This window comes from Pseudoalteromonas sp. MEBiC 03485 (assembly GCF_004195145.1).
In the GTDB taxonomy this organism is placed as follows: Bacteria; Pseudomonadota; Gammaproteobacteria; order Enterobacterales; family Alteromonadaceae; genus Pseudoalteromonas; species Pseudoalteromonas apostichopi.
In genome coordinates this window covers 1,929,078-1,946,414 of sequence record NZ_SGBT01000001.1, presented here as the reverse complement: position 1 = coordinate 1,946,414, position 17,337 = coordinate 1,929,078, and the positions used below count along the sequence as shown (strand labels likewise).

Sequence of the window (17,337 nt, the reverse complement as noted above, 5' to 3'; positions counted from 1 at the left end):
CATAATCAGTATTTTTTATTTGTTAAATGAGTGTACTGAGCCACCAAAGTAACAGTACTAACACCGAAATAGCGACTAACGCTTTGGTTTTGTGCTTTTGAATAATTCGCTCAGCCTGATTACCCGCGTAATACACAACCGCGGCAAGGGCAAAGTAGCGGATTGAACGAGCAATGACCGTTGCCAGTAAAAATAGAAAAATTGAATATTTGGTTGCCCCAGCTGCAAGCATGGCAATTTGAAATGGAATAGGAACGATGCCGAGCGTCAGTACAAACCAAAAGCCTTGTGCTTGCATTTTTTGTTTAACTTGCTCAAATTGCTCTGGGTTTGAGAAGGTATTAATAACCCAATCCCCAACCACATCAAATAGATAATAACCGAGGGCATAACCAAAAATAGCGCCGACAATACAGCCAATCGTCGCCATTAATGCAATTAACCAAAGCTTTTCACGACGGGCTTGCATTAACGGAACAAGTACAGCTTCAAGAGGTATTGGCACTATGGTTGACTCTAAAAATGATGCCACCGTAATCGATTTAAGCATATGTTTTGAGTCGATAAACTGCCGTGTTTTTTGCTTAAGCTTTTTAGCAATCGCCATTATTCATCCTTAATTTTTTTGTTGCGTTTTAGATTACAACAAAAACCCTTAACCGTACCTTACGGATTATGAATATAACGGCTACGACCTTGGTTTTTAGCCAAATAAAGCGCCTGATCGGCACGCTTCATAGTATTGCTAAACGTTTCTGTAGTACGTTTAATTGCTGACCCCACACTTACGCTGAGCGTTTTACTAGGAGTAACCAAAACGTTACTTGCCATACATAGCAGTTGTTGACAGGTCTGGCTCAATATTACGCGATCATCAGTTGGTACGTATAAAGCAAACTCTTCTCCACCTATACGTGCAAATAAAATAGTTTGCTCTAATGCCTTGTGGCACTGCAGCACAAAATCAACCAGTACCTGATCACCCACATCATGGCCGTACTCATCATTTATCGCTTTAAAATGATCAATATCTACAATCACAATACTAAATGGTCGGTCTTGATTCTGTTGTACATAGTGATAAAAATATCGGCGGTTATAAGCCTTAGTAAGCACATCGGTTTTAAGCTCTTCCTCTAGCTGTTCACGAGTTTTTGCTAAATCTGACAATACTAAAAACAAACCAAAACCAGTGACCAACATACCAATCGTTCGACTAATATCTTCAATATAAATCCCAACCCAGATAGGTTGGAACACTAGCTCATCAAGAAAGTCAAAAGTCAGCCCAACACTCCACAAAAAAATACCAATACTTAAAAATATATAGCTTCTTTTTGCAACTACCGATGTTTGTACAAAAGCGAACATACATATGAGGATCAGTAAATTAATCGCATCTGTTAATACGCCATTGAGGTAGATATCATTTTCTAATCGATAAAAATGGTAGAGGTATATCACCACAATCATTAGTAATGACATAATAAACACGCTGATAAATAACTGCTTTATAACTAGCGGTACTGAACTTAACTCAGCTTTCACTTTGATTGTTGGGGGTTGTTTACTCATAAGAGATCACGACAACTTACTGCAATTGAACCAACATTAGCAAAGCGTGTTTAAAAGTACATGACAAAGCGCCTGTGAATTTCAAAAACCAGCATTTTGACTGAAGAACTCAGCCTAAAAACAACCCCTTTTGCTCAGTAAAAAGTTCTACATTTACGCTATTTTCTGATAAATATCGCATTTCTGGCATCATTTTTTTATCATCTATGCGGATTCTGTTTAATACATTTACTAGCATAATGACTAACACACGATTTATTCCTTTTCGAAAACACGACATTATTAACCTTTGCCAAGTCTACTTAGGCGAACAGCAGAAAGCGTCATTTATAGAGTTTTGTGTATTACTACAAAGCGTGACACATTATCAATATCACGAACTGTTGGAATCATTAAAAGATAACTACGCGCCATTTGACCCAAATAGCGACACCCGCACACTAAAACCGATTACCAACGAGCAACGTGCCTGCTATCAATCTGCGTTTGCAAAAGATTTTGCCACGGTACTCAATGCTGCCAACTTTGAAACCATTACCAATCAAGACTTACAAGACGCGCTTAATGAAGAGTCATTATTTAAAGTACGTTTGGCCGTTGAGTTTGATGATTTTGCTGAAGTGGTATTTTACCGTCGTGGCGAATCGCAAAAAACCGAAACTTTGCGAAGCTTCTGGGGGCTTAAGAAAAAGCAAATTCAGTTTACTAACTACGACCGCGTTGCCGTATTCATCCGCTTTAAAGACGAGCAGTATTTTTTAAAAAAAGGCAAAATGCCGCTAGGCTTTGAGCCAAACTCAACTATCGTCAAACTATTCCAGAATGTACCAAAAGCCGATTTAGAAATGCTGTTTCCCAATAGTGAAGTAAAAATGCGCCCTATAGATAAACTCATTATTGGCTCATCAGCACTAATTGGTGGTGCTGTAGTTTTAGTAACAAAATTAGGCGCCTCAATTCTACTTCTTATTGCTATGATTGCTTTTTGGGGTGGTTGGCGTAGTGAAGAAGTGCACATGAGTCAGCAGCACTTTATAACCTTTGCAATCGGCATGGGAGTGTTTGGCAGCTTTATCTTTAAAGAGTGGAGTAAATTTAAAAACCGTAAAATTCGCTTTATGAAAGCACTGGCCGACAACTTATATTTTAAAAACTTGGATAACAATGCTGGTGTTTTTCATACCCTTGTCGACGCAGCTGAAGAAGAGGATGTTAAAGAAGCTCTGCTTGCCTACACCTTTTTATTAAAAGCCAACACAGCAATGAGCGCAGAACAATTAGATAAGAGAATCGAGCAGTGGTTCAACGAACAACACAATTGCCAACTCGATTTCGAAATTGATGATGCCTTAAACAAGCTCGTAAAGCTTGAGCTGGTTAATCAGCAAGATGACGTTTATACAGCAGTTGATTTAGATAAGGCCAAACAGCGCTTAGATACGCGTTGGGATGACTATTTTAAGTTTTCCTAAGCCTTTAAAATCAGCTACTAGCACGCACAAATAGACTTTGCGTTAATTCAACTGGGGTAAATGCAACTTTATCTCAATGTGCTTGCGCACAGAATGCTCTGCTTTTAGGATAAAATTTTACGGCTAAAAAAAGACCATTCCATGCAATTAAAAAAAACAATCCTCATTGGAGCCAGTTTGCTATGCGCAGCAACCACGGCTCAGGTATATGCTAACGACAAGTTTGTCTCAGAAGATATTTTTCAACTTGAATACGCAGGTGACCCACAAATAAGTCCAGACGGTAAAAAAATCGTTTATGTGCGCAGCGGCTACGACATCATGAAAGATGGCAACAAGCGTAGCTTTTGGCTGTACGATATAAAATCTGGCCAACACACACCGCTTTTCTCTGATGAGCATAACTATAGCCAACCTACTTGGTCTCCAGATAGCAAGAAAATTGCTTTTACCAGTAACTCAAGCGGCTCAAATCAACTTCACGTTTATTGGTTAGCGCAAGACAAACAAGCATTATTAACGCAACTGCCAAAATCAGTACGTAACTTAACCTGGTCGAATGACTCTGAGCAAATTGCTTTCACTATGAGCATTCCTGAAGGTAAATCTGCGTTCGCTAAATCAGTAAAACTACCGAAGAAACCAAAAGGTGCCGAGTGGTCAAAACCTGTTAGAGTTTTTGAAAAGGCACGCTATCAAGCTGATGGCGCTGGCTTTTTAGAGCCTTCATATCGTCACGTTTTTGTTATTCCGGTTTCGGGTGGCACACCGCGTCAGTTAACATCGGGTGATTATCAGCATTATGGCCCACTAGCATGGGATCCAAGTAACACAAAACTGGCTTTTTCTGCTGATCGCAATGATGAGTGGGAGTACCGCACAACTGAGTCAGACCTTTATGAAATTAATGTAAAATCAGGTGAGCTTACGCAGCTAACTAATTTGCCTGGCCGTGAAACTAAGCCTCGTTACGCTAAAGACGGTGATGAACTTGCCTTTGTTGCCCGTGACAACGCGCCTGTGCCTTATATTAACTCAACACTATCTATGCTCGATTTAGATGATAAATCAATCAAGCATATTACTGAAAAATTAGACCGTTCAGTTGCTGATTATAAGTGGTCAGGCGATGGCGACTTTGTTATTCAGTACGATGATTTTGGTAAGCGTAAGCTCGCTAAAGTAAACAGCCGCGGTAAGGTAACTGATTTAACTGATACCGTGTCGGGCACTTCAATTGGTCGTCCGTATATCAGTGGTAGTTTCAGCATGGCCAATAATGGTGCCATTGCTTACACTACTGGCAGTGAATACCGCCCAGCTGATTTAGGCTACCTTTACAAAGGTAAAAAGAAAACGCTCACTTCATTAAACGAAGATGTGTTAGGTCATAAAAAGCTTGGTAAAGTGCACGAGCTGAATGTTAAATCGCAGTTCGATGGCCAAGCAATTCAAGGTTGGTACATCACACCACCTGATTTTGATGAAAGCAAACAATACCCATTAATGGTTGAAATTCACGGCGGCCCACACCTGGCCTATGGCCCAAGCTTTACTGCTGAATTACAACGTTATGCCGCTGAAGGTTACGTGGTTGTGTATGTTAATTACCGTGGTTCAACAAGTTACGGTAAAGACTTTGCATTACTGCTAGACGGTAAATACAGCTCTGAAGAGGACTTTGCCGATCATAACTCTGCGGTTGATGCGATGATTGCTAAAGGCTTTATCGACAAAGATAACTTATTTATTGCTGGTGGCTCAGCAGGTGGTATTGCAACGGCTTATGCTGTTGGTTTAACAAACCGCTTCAACGCAGCTGCGATTACCAAACCGGTGATCAACTGGTTAAGTAAAACTCTTTCAGCTGACAGCTACATTGGTCAAATTCGTAACCAGTTCCCTGGCATGCCATGGGATAATGTTGAGCATTACTGGAAACGTTCGCCGCTTTCATTAGTAGGTAACGTAACCACGCCATCATTGATCATGACAGGTGAAGAAGACCGCCGTACGCCAATTTCAGAATCAGAGCAATTCTACCAAGCACTAAAACTGCAAAAAGTAGATACCGTACTTATTCGTGTACCAGGCTCGCCACATGGTATTGCAGGTCGTCCATCACGCATGATTTCTAAAATTGAATACACGCTTGCGTGGTTCAAACAATATCAGAAGTAATAATTTAAACAGGAGTGAGCTGCTCACTCCTGTTTAAAAATAATGACGACTAAGCGCGAGTTGAGCAGAACCTATCGACTGCGCTTTTTCTCCACAAATACCTAAACTCACTTCACACGAGCGCAACCCCCGACTATCTAACTTTGTAAATGCTTCAACAGATAGCTGTTTGAGCAGTTGTAAAGCCTTACTTGGCAGTGGCGAATCAATAATCACCGCTTGCATATCTAACAAACTCAAACTGTTATGCATGGCAATACTGATAGCCTCAGCAGCTTTTTCAAGCCAAGGCTGAACTAGTCGTTTATGCTCTGTAAACTGACTGTCAGTTAGCTCGTACACTGAAATGCTAAGTTGCTGCTTATCAAACTCGCTTTGCAATGATAGTAATGAACATTGACTAAGTAACTGCTCCCGATCAGCGTTTAGCATTGAGCCTATAGCACCGGCATTACCACTTTTACCTTCGAGAAGTTGGTGGTTAATCACCACAGCCCCACCTAAAAAAGCCCCCAAATAAACATACAAAAAATCGCTGTAGTTATTAGGGTTACCAAGGCTTAGTTCTGCACAGCAGGCAGCGTTATTATCGTTACTAATATAAACCGGTAAATCAAACTGACTTTCTAAGTAACCTTTTAAGTCGAAATTTTGCCATTGACTAAGGGTATTTGTTGCAGTGTCTGAAGCGGCTTGCCATTGCCAAATATCAAATGGCATTGCGACACCTAAACCACACACACGCGCCCTTGGTTCAGGCTCTAGTTGAGTTTTTAATTGTGGGATATGTATTTCTAAAAATGCTTTAAGCTCATCGACAGAGGGCTCTTCCACTTCAACTGATATGCTGGCTCTTTGGTTACTTTGTAGGTCAACTAAAATAAGGTCAAAACGACGTCGACCAATTTTCAAACCAAAACTAAATGCGCCATCTGGGTTGAGTCTAAACGGCACGCTAGGCTGCCCTACTCGTCCCTTTAAAGGTGCTCCTCGCAGTAATAAGTTGTCTTCTTCTAGCTTATTAATATTTACCATCGCAGCTTGAGCAGATAAAGATAGCGCCTTAGCTATTTGCGCTTTAGGCATACTTTCATGCTGCCTAATTAAGCTTAAGATGGCACGCTCGTTACAGCTTCTCACTGTTGGGTTTAGACTGCGATTCATAACATCCTTCATAGTAAAGTCTCATGAGCGGCCTATTAGACCTGTTTGTCATACTATCTGCCACTATAAATAATAAATCAACCTAGTTGATTTATTATTTATAGTCGTGAATACTGTCGCTTACAACAATATGAACACATTAAACTGGTGAGCTATGCAAACACAGTCCGCTATTGTATCGCGCCAAATGCTTTGGCCTTTTATTCTACTTACAATTTGCTTTGCAGCTTGGGGCACTGCAGCCAATATGACAGACCCATTAGTTAAAGTTTTTAGCAAAACATTTTCGATGAGTGCGCTGCAATCAGCCTTAGTGCAATTTAGTTATTATGGCGCTTACTTTTGCTTGGCTTTACCCGCTGCAATGATTAACAGACGGTTTAATTACAAAACTGGGTTGCTAGTTGGTTTAGCCATGGCCGCATGTGGAGCATTACTGTTTTATCCCGCCAGCCAAACCATGCTCTATAGTCACTTTTTATTAGCCTTGTTTATTCTTGCGGGCGGTTTGTCTATTTTAGAAACCTCTGCAAATCCTTATGTTATGCAGCTTGGATGCGAACAAACAGCAACTCGCAGGCTCAACCTAGCCCAAGCCTTCAATCCTGTGGGTACTAATATAGGTGTGTTTTTGGCGGCTACTTTAATCTTGCCAAACTTAAATCAAGCAGATAGTGCTGGCCGCGCCCTAATGAGTGAGGCGCAATTAAAAACAGTTGTGAGTGCTGAACTTAATGCCGTAATGGTGCCGTATGTCGGTATGGCGTGTTGTTTAATCTTGCTGTGGCTATGTATCTTTTGTAGCCGATCGCCTGCAACAGTAGCAAAAGCGGCAACACCAGCTCGAAAGCTTAAAAAAACCTTTCAACATTTGTACCAAAATAAGCATTATCGATTTGGTGTGCTAGCACAGTTTTTTAATGTTGGAGCCCAAACTTGTGTGTGGACTTACACCATCGGCTATACGATGGAAGCTCTTAACACAACTGAAGTTACAGGCGGCCAAGTCTTACAGTATTCTATGTTGGTGTTTTTAGTGTCACGCTTCGTTATGACTTGGCTAATGCGCTTTATAAACGCGGCTAAATTGCTCCGTTTTATGGCCTTAGGTGCAGCCGTACTTTGTTTTGTTGTTGCAACCCAAGTTAATTTAGCTGGTGTGATAGCACTCGTTGCTATTTCAAGTTGTCTCTCTTTGATGTTTCCAACTATTTACGGGACGGCACTTGAGGGTTTAGGCGATGATGCAAAGGTCGGCGCGGCAGGCTTAGTTATGGCGATTTTAGGAGGAGCATTTTTACCCCTGATCCAAGCCGCAACTATCGATGCATTTAACACTGCTGTGTCATTTGTTGTTCCGCTCATTTGCTTTTTGGTTGTAGCTTTATATGGTCACCACAGCAAAGTAGCAGCTCACTTCGTTAAGCAAACTGATATAAAACTCCACGCAGGGCAGTTGCAGGACTAAACGCATCAATGAGATAATGCACCTCGTTTACCTACTTAAGCGAGGTGTATCATCAATTAATGGCACATATTACATTTTTCTTGGTCAAATTTTTGGCCTTTTCTTTTGGCTGTTTTGCCTGCTTTTTGCTTCATGACCAAGCCAATGTTGCCCTTGTTTTATCTGCCGCTGTTACCGGTTTAGTTGGCACATTTATTCCTTTCCCGGCTCGTTTTGGAAATCACCCTTATGCAGCTATTTACGCAGGAAGCTTTGCCGGCATGTGCTCATCAAGTTTAATTGATAGTTACTGGGAACTAAGTTTCATTTCTTTGATCGGTGCCTGTCTTTATATGCTAACTATGAATCTATTTGCAGGTTTTGGTGGTCGCCTTGGTAGTGTTGCCTTTGCCAGTGTTGCTCTGTTTATGATGGCTAAAGGAGTCTTATAGTGGATATATTTATAGCACTAACCGCTTTAGCAGGTGCATTATCTACCTACCTAATAGCACATCATAATCGCTTTGATGCCATTCGAGCATCTGCTGCCTCAAGCATTATTGCTTATGGCATTTTGAGCTTATTACCAGTAAATTTAGCGCTTTACTCTGTGGTATTTTTTGGCGGGACGTTTATTGGTATGAGCGCACCAAAGCGCTTTGGATTCTTCACGTTAACTATTTCTTCTGTACTATTTTCTATCTTATTTGAATACTTAGTCCCTCTATTGGATGGCTATGGTGGTGCACTAGGCTTGAGTGCCTTTTTATCGGTCTGTATTTGCCACATGGGCATTTTAATGGGCGCACCACGCAGTAAGAAAAGCAATTAAATATTCCAGGCCTTTTAAAAGCCTATACCTTTGCACTAAGATTTATTAGTATGTTAATTGTTTATTTATAAATAATGGATATTTATGCCGTTTCGCTCATTACTGATTGCTATCATGCTTCTGTGCATCAGTTGTGCAACTGCTGCGGATAATTTGACCTTTATTGCTGAAGACTTGCCTCCATACCACTTTATTAATCAGCAAGGCGAAGCAGATGGCGCACTTATAGAAGTTATTGAAGCTACTTTAGCGCAGGCAGATCTAGCGGGTGAGTTTAGAATAATGCCGATGGCTCGGGCTTTTCATGAGCTTGAAAACAATCCAAACATACTAATGATCTCGCTTTTAAAAAACCCAGCTCGTGAAGCTAAATTTAAATGGCTGGGGCAAACGTATTTCTCTGATGCTTATTTAGTTGATCTGGCTTCTCAAAGTCAAAACCATGAAGTACAAAGCCTAAAACAAGCTGAGAAATACCGCGTTGCGACTATACGTGGTTATTCCAGCGAACATTATTTAAAGCAAGCAGGATTTAGTGAAGATAAAAACTTAGTGTTAGTAAGTCATTATCATCAGCTGTGGCAGATGCTTGAAAAAGAACGAATCGATTTTGTACTAACCAATACACTCACCCTGCAAAATGAACTTGTTTTATCAAATGTAGAAGCTAAAAAAATTCATAAAAGCCTTCACTTAGATGACTTTCCTTCAGAGCTTTATTTAGCTGCAAACTTGAATTTAAATCCTGAAACGGCAATGAGGTTAAGCATTGCACTTTCGACACTTAAAGAAACAGGTCAATACCAAGCCATTTTAGAAAAGTGGCAGCTCCCTCTACCCACAGCCCCTAAATAACGCAAATTTGAAATCATTTTTTAATTCGAGAATAAGCATATCTTCCCGAAAGTTGATTGATTTTGTAGCTAAATTTCAATAACACCAGCTATCTTTCCAAGAATAAATGAAGCTGATGCCGACCAAGGTCGCATATTATTTAATCAAAATCCCCCTTATATTTTTTTATACGTTGTACAAATCTCTCACTAAAAAGTATAGGAGCCTCATTATGGCGGGCGAATATCAACAACAATATCAACAATTTCAGCGCAATCCGGGCCAATTTTGGCTTGAACAAAGTAAACGGGTTCCTTGGTTTAAAGAACCTAGTAAACCCTATCAATATGACGATAATGATTTTTATCACTGGTTTGCTGATGGTCAGCTAAACACTAGTTACCTAGCCCTCGACCAACACGTCGAAGCAGGCTTTGCAGATCAAATCGCTCTGATTTACGACTCCCCTGTTACCAATACTAAACAACAATACAGCTATGGCGAGTTACAAACTCAAGTTGCCAAATTTGCGGGACTTATGCAGTCCCTTGGCGTAAGTAAAGGTGACCGTGTCGTTATTTATATGCCAATGATCCCACAAGCCGTTATTGGTATGCTGGCATGTGCGCGTCTTGGTGCCATTCACTCAGTCGTATTTGGTGGTTTTGCACCGCACGAGTTAGCAGTTCGTATTGATGATGCAAAACCTAAGCTTGTGCTTACAGCGTCTTGCGGGGTTGAAATCAACCATGTGATTGAATATAAGCCTTTGCTTGATGAAGCTCTCGAAAACGCCAAGCATGTAGTTGAACACTGTGTTGTATTTCAGCGTGAACAAGCTTTTGCCGAGATGCAAGATGGCAGAGACATCGATTGGCAATCAGCCTCAGATGCAGCGAGCGAAGTGGGTGCAGTGCCAGTGGCAGGTGATGATCCCCTTTATATCCTTTATACCTCAGGTACGACAGGAACACCTAAAGGAGTGGTTCGAGAAAATGGGGGTCATGCTGTCGCAATGCATTACAGCATGGAAACTGTGTATGGTATGAAACCCGGCGAAGTATTTTGGGCCGCCTCTGACATCGGTTGGGTCGTTGGTCACTCTTACATTGTTTACGCGCCACTTATTTATCGCTGCACTACAATACTATATGAAGGCAAACCAATTAGAACACCTGATGCAAGTGCCTTTTGGCGAGTGGTTGAAGATTACAAGGTCACCGCATTATTCAGTGCCCCTACTGCGTTTCGCGCAATTAAAAAAGAGGACCCTACAGCCGAGGGCTTCAAACAATACGATACCTCTAGTTTAAAACGCTTATTCCTTGCTGGTGAGCGCTTAGATCCACCAACTTATGAGTGGCTCAAAGACAACACAGGCTTGCCAGTGCTCGACCACTGGTGGCAAACAGAAACAGGTTGGGCTATCGCTTGTAATCCAATTGGTATCGAGCAACTTGCAACTAAACCGGGCAGCTCAACGGTACCTACACCGGGCTTTGATGTACAAATTCTTGATATGAATGGTGAGCAGTGCGCTGCAAACGAAAGTGGTGCTGTGGTCATTAAACTGCCCTTACCACCTGGATGTTTACCAACAATTTGGCAAAACAATGAACGTTTTCAAGCGGGCTATTTAAACGAATATCCAGGTTATTATCTCTCTGGTGACGGTGGCTATATTGATGATGATGGTTATCTGTTTATTATGGGCCGTACAGACGATGTTATTAATGTCGCAGGTCACCGCTTATCAACAGGTGAAATGGAAGAAATTGTGGCTGCTCACCCAGCTGTTGCTGAATGCGCAGTGTTTGGTGTTAACGACGCACTAAAAGGCCAATTACCGATGGCGATGATTGTACTCAAAGACGACTACCTCGGTGATAGCAAAGAGGTGGAGCAAGAGCTTATCCACACAGTCAGGCATCAAATTGGCGCTATTGCCTGTTTGAAAACAATCGTTCATGTTGAGCGCTTACCAAAAACCCGCTCAGGGAAAATACTCAGAAAGAACTTACGCCAACTGGTCGATGGTGAAGAACTACAAATTCCATCCACCATTGATGACGCGAGTATTTTTGATGAGATCAACCAACAACTTAACAATCGCTGATCAGCTTTTGTAATGTTACCCAAAGGCCTTGTTGTAAGGCCTTTATTCGTTTTGGCCTACGCCTTGCAACTTCACTAGTAAGTTAGCAAACGAAAAGGTAGTTAACATGGCTGTTATCGCAGGTTATATCCAATTCAATGAATTAGGCAAAACAGAATTTCATTATATTAATCAACTATCTGATGCATTTAATCGCTATAAAAAAACAGATGTTAAGCGCTTTGATTGTGAGAATGGAGCTATTTTTCACTATGATTTCGATGCATACCAACAAGCAAGTTGGTTGCAAACTGAGTCGCAAATTGCAACGCTGATTGGCCATCCTTTACTCAGCAGCTCCCGTAGTGATGATTTAAAGGCCATGGCAAATGCAACCTCACTCAACACCTGTTTACAGCAGTGTGAAGGGGTTTTTAGCTTTTGCCAGTTTAATAGCCAATTAGGCTGCTTAGTACTTGCTACTGATCCACTTGGGTTAAAACCATTTTATACCTTAAAAACTGCACATGGCTTACTATTTTCTTCCAACTTAGGCTTATTTAAACAGTTGAGTATTGAGCTTGAAAGCGATGCAGAAGCCCTCACTGAGCTTGCTGTGCTTGGCTACCCGCTTCTTGACCACACACCTTATAAAAACATTAAATGCTCATATCCAGGCGAAATATTACGGTTTGATGTCAGCCATGGCGTGGTAAAACAACGTTACTTTGACTGGGTCGCCCTTGCCAAACAAAACCATGAGGTGACAGATGCAATTGATGGAGTCACTCAGGCTTTTCGCAGTGTTGTTACAAAAGCGATGCACACCGATAAAAAAGTGCTGAGCACCCTCTCTGGAGGTCTAGATTCGCGACTAATTAATTGTGAACTGTTACGCCAAGGGGTTGAGCTCAAATCGTTTAATTTTTCAAAGTCAGATAGCCAAGATCTCTATTGCGCAAAACAATATGCTTCGCAAAACGCCCTTAAGCTTGAAGTAGTGCAAGTACGAGATACGCAAAAGCTTTCTGTTGAACAGCGGCTTGGTAAATACTGGCGTAAGGCGCATCACAATGAATATAAAACCGTTACAAGACCACAGATCAGTTGGTCAGGTAATGGCGGCAGTGTTGGCTTAGGTGCCGTATTTTATGGCGACGATATTTATTCAGCAGCAAAAGAAAACAATCTTGATAAACTCATTCAAGCTTATTTAGATCAGCAGTACGCTTATTTGCCAAAGTCAGTAGTTCATAATGCGGCTATGCTGCAACAAAAATTAATAGATAACCTAAAAGTTAGTTTTAAACCCTTGGCTGAATTACCACTCGAAAAAGCATTTCAGCTATTTTTACTTCTCAATGATCAACACCATCATTTGAGCATTCCAAATGAGCAAGTATGCGACTTTAAAATGGAGTTCTTCCATCCATTCTATTCGTGGAAAGTACTGCAATATCCTCTAGCTGTCCCTGTTGAATATGTACGTAAACACCGCTTTTATCAGCGCTGGCTGAAAACCAGTTACCCACGAGCTATGCTTGCACCATGGCAAGCATACCCAGGTCATATGCCTTGCCCAATTAAAGTAAACTACCAATCACAATGGCAATTTAACAATAACAACCTGATGCGTTTTGGCGAGCTATTTAAGTTGTGGTACGAGATTATGCGCTTTGACCGCCATCAATTGATCAAACGCAGTCACTTTACTGCGTTATGCTTATTACAATTAGCACACTTAAAAAATGCACAGTCAAATATTCGCATTGCTCAGCGGTTCTGTCAGTGGTAATTAAAAGCGTGTAATGCCCTCAACTGAGGGCATTATTACGAAATACAAAAACTACTTTCTAAAAAAATACATTACAGGCTAGAATCTAGTCAGTTATTAATAATTTAAGCCGAGACTTTAATGAGAAAATGGACACTTCCTCTGCTGTCATTAATCGTATTAGCAGGCTGTACCTCTGTCAGCAAAGATGAATGTTTGCAAGCCAATTGGCAAGGTATAGGTTATAAACATGGTGCTGATGGAACGGAATATCACGATGGGCTAGATGCATTATCGCAATGCGGCGAATATGGCGTTAGTGCTGATATTGCTGAATATAAAGTGGGGTACGATCTGGGTCTGGCTGTATATTGTGAGCCCGAAAATGGTTTTACCCTTGGCATACAAGGGGTCTCTTACAATGGAGTATGTAACAGCACCGCTTTTCGTAAAGCATGGCAAGAAGGAAACGACAGATATCAAGTACAGCAAAGGCTGGCATACATAGATGACCGAATTGACGATATTGACCGGCGCTTAAAAGATATTCGCGCTGAGCTTAATAGCAATCAGCTCGATAATGGCCAACAAAAAGAGTTGTATAGAGAACGTAAAGATTTAGAACATGAACGCAAAGATTTACGCAAAGAGCGCGCATTGTTACCTCTTTTAAATAAACTACCTAGTGTCGAAATATCATCCCAGTGGTGAGGCTTTATGTTTAATCTTCATCTGATACATTTGCTCGTCAGCATTGGCGAGTAACTCTTTCGCGTTTTTACCATTCTCTGGGTAAAGCACGATTCCAAAACTAGCACTGACAGGCACTTTGGTTGCGTAGCGCTTTGCTACGTCCTCAACCGCTTTTTTGCAACGCTCAGCAATGTCTTGGCAAACCAAATGTTTCGATAAATTCGGCAATAAAATGACAAACTCATCGCCCCCAATGCGGGCTAATATATCCTTATCACGTAGCTGAAGTGAAAGCTGCTCACTGATTTCAAGAAGTAGATTATCGCCCTGCTCGTGACCAAAGGTATCGTTCACCAGTTTAAAGTTATCAAGGTCTACATAAATCAATGAAAACCAATTTTCTTCACTTGTCGCACTAAGAGTAAGTGAATGCAACTGGATATCTAAACCACGACGATTTAAAAGCTTAGTGAGTGGGTCTTGATTAACTAATTGAGCAAGTAGCTGGCGCTTTTCTACAGCTTGCGAAATATCATCAAATGCCCCAATGAAATGACTAATATGGCCATGTTCATCATACAATGCATCGATAGTTAACAGTTCAGGAAATACTTCACCCGTTTTACGCTTGTTCCATACTTCACCTTGCCAGCGGCCACTCTTTAAGAGAACTTCCCACATCTGTACATAGAACTCTTTTGGCTGCTGATTAGCTGAAAATACGGATGGATTTTTTCCGATGACATCCGATTTTTTAAACCCGGTTATCTGCTCGAATGCAGGATTAACATCCACAATTTTAGGCTCTGCCGTTGTAATCAAAATACCGCGACTAGTTGTTGAAAAAACCGCTGTAAGCAGTTGTATTTTCTCGTTCCTTTTTACTTCTTCTGAAACATCTTCGATATAGCCATTCCATTCAACGCTTCCATTCACACGGGCTATGGGTGACGATTTTCCTTCAACCCAAATCACACCTTTTTTTGGGTGATTAACTCGGTATATCTCGTGCCAATCACATAATTCTACTCGTGATTTTTCAATGCTTTTAACAACTCGGGCTAAGTCATCAGGGTGAATAATCTGCATAATTAAATCTGCAGATTTTTTTATTTCATTAGCAGTACAGCCATAGATATCAAAGACTTTTGAACTAGCAAAAGGAAAACATGCCTTACCGTTTTTATCGACTACATACTGATAAACAAACCCGGGTAAGTTATCAGTAAATTTTTGCAACTTGGCATGTAAAAAATCAATTTCACGCTCTTTTAACCACTGCTCAGTAATATCGATATGAACACCAAGCATCCACTCTGGATTACCATCTTCATCCCAACTGTGCACCTTTCCTTTATCGAGCACCTTAACCCAATGTCCCTGTTTGTGTTTCATGCGCGCTTCACAGATATAGCGCTCTGACTCCCCTTTGAAGTGAGCATGTAAAAGTTGTTCTGATTTTGGCAAGTCGCCTGGATGAGCATAGCTGAGCCAGGTTTCAATTGAAATTGGCGATAACTCTTTCAGTGTATAGCCGATAATGTTCGCCCATTTATCATTGAAAACAGTTTCGCCTGTTTTTACATTCCAAAGCCAAATTCCCGCATCACTACTGTCGAGAATTAGCTGAGATAGGTCAAAACCAAGCTGCGATTTTATCGCATCATACCCTTCACTAAATACCATAATTAGCCTTGTTAACTAGGCCTTTCAAAATTAAAGCAAGCCTTAATTATTATTCTAGTTAACAAAATAAAAAATACTAAAAATCCGTGAAGAATATTGATCTAACACAGGCTATGAAGATATCGGCCAATCCACCTCATTGACACTATCCACACTGTTTGTAATTGTTTGCTCTCCTTGCCATATATCAATATAACGAGCCAAGGGGTCATATAGCGCTGTTTGCTTATTGATATGAAAATGCCGCCCGCCTCTAGGATCAACACCGACGCCCGCAATATATTGCCAATTCCCCCAGTTCGCAGCCACATCATAATCTATGAGTTGTTGTTCGAAATAGGCCGCGCCATAACGCCAGTCAAGAGCAAACTCATTAACCAAACAGCTTGCCGCAATTTGCCGCGAACGGTTAGAAATATAGCCTGTAGCGTTTAGCTCATGCATTATTGCATTTACCAAAGCAAATGGTGTGCACCCTTGGCACCACGCATTAAAACGGTGACTGTTAAAAGTGGTCAGTGGCGCACTGTGCTTTAGCCCGTTAAAGCGGAAAAGTTTTGCGCCAATTTGCATTGCGTGCCATTTAAAGTATTCGCGCCAAAGCAATTCAAACTTTATCCAATAACTAGATTCATTAGCACCGTTTTGCAATTCATATATTTCAACTTCTCTGTACAGCTGTTTTGCGCTAATTTCGCCACCAGCAAGCCATATACTAAATTTAGTACTATTGCTAAAACCGTCTAACTCATTACGTGTTTCTTTATAACTGCTCGGCGCTTTTGACGAAAAGTACTGACGACAATGTTGTTGGGCAGCAATTAAACCACCTTTAAAACTACCTGACCTAGTTGGAGCATCATCAACAGTGTTCTCAGGGCATAGTTGTACGGGATGAGGTAAGTAACTTACAGGCTGCAGCGGCGCTGCTATGAATGTTGACTCTGCTTCTACCTTTTTACGAAAGGCTGTAAAGTTTTTAGGTAGGTTATCAAGTTGGAATGGCAAGTCACTTGCTTTAAACAAGGTATCTTGCTGATAGGTTTTCACTGTTACTTGAGGGCATAATGCTTTGATTTTGCCAAGCTGTTTTTGCTCATAAGTACCAACCTGCTCAGTACAAACCAATGCTTCAATTTCATATTTTCGCAAACGCTGAGTTATAACTTGCTCTGGCTCTCCGGTGATCACATGTAGAGTTTGCCCAAGCTTCTCAAGCTCTTTTGCAAATGCAGCTAGACTCTCAAGTAAAAAGTTGTACTTGTGCGTGCCATACGGTTTTGACTGAAAGTTAGTTTGCCTAAACCAGCGTGGTTCAATCACATACACTAAATCTAGCTCGCCGTTAAACTCAGCTAATTCAGATAAAATTTCATTGTCGACCAAACGTAAGTCATTTTGCAGCCAGTATAAAACACGCTTTTTCATTATTTACTCTACTAGAAACCTTAAAAACTCATACGTAAGCCGACCATTTAAAGATTAACTTCGCCATAATGAGTTAGCACACGGCTTATTAATCAATAGCTTATAATATTCAATAAAGTTTAAGTTTTAGTTAAGTTTTTCTTAAGTTAGCGATTT

General features: G+C 40.9%; 14 protein-coding genes. 9 read left to right on the top strand and 5 right to left on the bottom strand.

Annotated features, from left to right (window positions below; translation table 11 throughout):
• Positions 1-22: 22 nt before the first annotated feature.
• Both EVU92_RS08935 and EVU92_RS08930 read right to left on the bottom strand, forming a co-directional pair.
• On the bottom strand, positions 23-607 hold the full coding sequence (locus tag EVU92_RS08935; protein ID WP_130050931.1) for a VTT domain-containing protein: 585 nt from the start codon (positions 605-607) through the stop codon (positions 23-25).
• 59 nt (positions 608-666) lie between these two features.
• Entirely contained in the window at positions 667-1,575 is a 909-nt protein-coding gene (locus EVU92_RS08930; RefSeq protein ID WP_130050930.1) for a GGDEF domain-containing protein, read from the bottom strand.
• Between the two features lie 239 nt (positions 1,576-1,814).
• Between EVU92_RS08930 and EVU92_RS08925 the strand changes: the two genes are divergently transcribed.
• Positions 1,815-3,047, top strand: a complete 1,233-nt coding sequence (locus EVU92_RS08925; protein ID WP_130050929.1) for a TMEM143 family protein — start codon at positions 1,815-1,817, stop codon at positions 3,045-3,047.
• 141 nt (positions 3,048-3,188) lie between these two features.
• Entirely contained in the window at positions 3,189-5,228 is a 2,040-nt protein-coding gene (locus EVU92_RS08920) for a S9 family peptidase (protein ID WP_130050928.1), read from the top strand.
• A gap of 33 nt (positions 5,229-5,261) precedes the next feature.
• Here the strand turns inward: EVU92_RS08920 and EVU92_RS08915 are convergent, their stop codons facing one another.
• Positions 5,262-6,392: an ROK family transcriptional regulator gene (locus tag EVU92_RS08915; protein WP_168990003.1), complete on the bottom strand. Its 1,131-nt coding sequence runs from the start codon at positions 6,390-6,392 to the stop codon at positions 5,262-5,264.
• 154 nt (positions 6,393-6,546) lie between these two features.
• Here EVU92_RS08915 and fucP point away from each other — a divergent pair, with 154 nt between their 5' ends.
• From fucP to EVU92_RS08880, 7 genes are all read left to right on the top strand, one after another.
• Entirely contained in the window at positions 6,547-7,860 is a 1,314-nt protein-coding gene (gene fucP, locus EVU92_RS08910) for an L-fucose:H+ symporter permease (protein WP_130050926.1), read from the top strand.
• 59 nt (positions 7,861-7,919) lie between these two features.
• Positions 7,920-8,291 (top strand): hypothetical protein, encoded by a 372-nt coding sequence (locus tag EVU92_RS08905; protein ID WP_205987926.1) that lies wholly within the window; start codon positions 7,920-7,922, stop codon positions 8,289-8,291.
• Entirely contained in the window at positions 8,291-8,671 is a 381-nt protein-coding gene (locus tag EVU92_RS08900) for a hypothetical protein (protein WP_130050925.1), read from the top strand. Before EVU92_RS08905 ends, EVU92_RS08900 begins: the two co-directional genes overlap by 1 nt.
• A gap of 84 nt (positions 8,672-8,755) precedes the next feature.
• The gene (locus EVU92_RS08895) at positions 8,756-9,526 is read left to right on the top strand and encodes a transporter substrate-binding domain-containing protein (protein WP_130050924.1); all 771 of its coding nucleotides are present in this window, start codon (positions 8,756-8,758) and stop codon (positions 9,524-9,526) included.
• Positions 9,527-9,737: 211 nt separating this feature from the next.
• Positions 9,738-11,621, top strand: coding sequence for an acetate--CoA ligase (locus tag EVU92_RS08890; RefSeq protein ID WP_130050923.1), 1,884 nt, complete (start codon positions 9,738-9,740; stop codon positions 11,619-11,621).
• 106 nt (positions 11,622-11,727) lie between these two features.
• Positions 11,728-13,395: an asparagine synthase-related protein gene (locus EVU92_RS08885; RefSeq protein WP_130050922.1), complete on the top strand. Its 1,668-nt coding sequence runs from the start codon at positions 11,728-11,730 to the stop codon at positions 13,393-13,395.
• A gap of 120 nt (positions 13,396-13,515) precedes the next feature.
• Positions 13,516-14,085 (top strand): DUF2799 domain-containing protein, encoded by a 570-nt coding sequence (locus EVU92_RS08880; RefSeq protein WP_130050921.1) that lies wholly within the window; start codon positions 13,516-13,518, stop codon positions 14,083-14,085.
• On the opposite strand, the gene EVU92_RS08875 is transcribed toward EVU92_RS08880, so the two are convergent.
• Together EVU92_RS08875 and EVU92_RS08870 are read right to left on the bottom strand one after the other, a co-directional pair.
• Entirely contained in the window at positions 14,071-15,753 is a 1,683-nt protein-coding gene (locus EVU92_RS08875; RefSeq protein ID WP_130050920.1) for a sensor domain-containing diguanylate cyclase, read from the bottom strand. The two genes, EVU92_RS08880 and EVU92_RS08875, sit on opposite strands and share 15 nt — an antisense overlap.
• 111 nt (positions 15,754-15,864) lie before the next feature.
• Positions 15,865-17,181: a DASH family cryptochrome gene (locus tag EVU92_RS08870; protein ID WP_130050919.1), complete on the bottom strand. Its 1,317-nt coding sequence runs from the start codon at positions 17,179-17,181 to the stop codon at positions 15,865-15,867.
• Positions 17,182-17,337: the final 156 nt, after the last annotated feature.

Coding starts and splice junctions, on each gene's coding strand:
- EVU92_RS08895 (WP_130050924.1), top strand. CDS start 8,756: ATGCCGTTTCGCTCATTACTGATTGCTATCATGCTTCTGTGCATCAGT.
- EVU92_RS08930 (WP_130050930.1), bottom strand. CDS start 1,575: ATGAGTAAACAACCCCCAACAATCAAAGTGAAAGCTGAGTTAAGTTCA.
- EVU92_RS08870 (WP_130050919.1), bottom strand. CDS start 17,181: ATGAAAAAGCGTGTTTTATACTGGCTGCAAAATGACTTACGTTTGGTC.
- EVU92_RS08890 (WP_130050923.1), top strand. CDS start 9,738: ATGGCGGGCGAATATCAACAACAATATCAACAATTTCAGCGCAATCCG.
- EVU92_RS08920 (WP_130050928.1), top strand. CDS start 3,189: ATGCAATTAAAAAAAACAATCCTCATTGGAGCCAGTTTGCTATGCGCA.
- EVU92_RS08925 (WP_130050929.1), top strand. CDS start 1,815: ATGACTAACACACGATTTATTCCTTTTCGAAAACACGACATTATTAAC.
- EVU92_RS08880 (WP_130050921.1), top strand. CDS start 13,516: ATGAGAAAATGGACACTTCCTCTGCTGTCATTAATCGTATTAGCAGGC.
- fucP (WP_130050926.1), top strand. CDS start 6,547: ATGCAAACACAGTCCGCTATTGTATCGCGCCAAATGCTTTGGCCTTTT.
- EVU92_RS08935 (WP_130050931.1), bottom strand. CDS start 607: ATGGCGATTGCTAAAAAGCTTAAGCAAAAAACACGGCAGTTTATCGAC.
- EVU92_RS08885 (WP_130050922.1), top strand. CDS start 11,728: ATGGCTGTTATCGCAGGTTATATCCAATTCAATGAATTAGGCAAAACA.
- EVU92_RS08875 (WP_130050920.1), bottom strand. CDS start 15,753: ATGGTATTTAGTGAAGGGTATGATGCGATAAAATCGCAGCTTGGTTTT.
- EVU92_RS08915 (WP_168990003.1), bottom strand. CDS start 6,392: ATGAATCGCAGTCTAAACCCAACAGTGAGAAGCTGTAACGAGCGTGCC.
- EVU92_RS08905 (WP_205987926.1), top strand. CDS start 7,920: ATGGCACATATTACATTTTTCTTGGTCAAATTTTTGGCCTTTTCTTTT.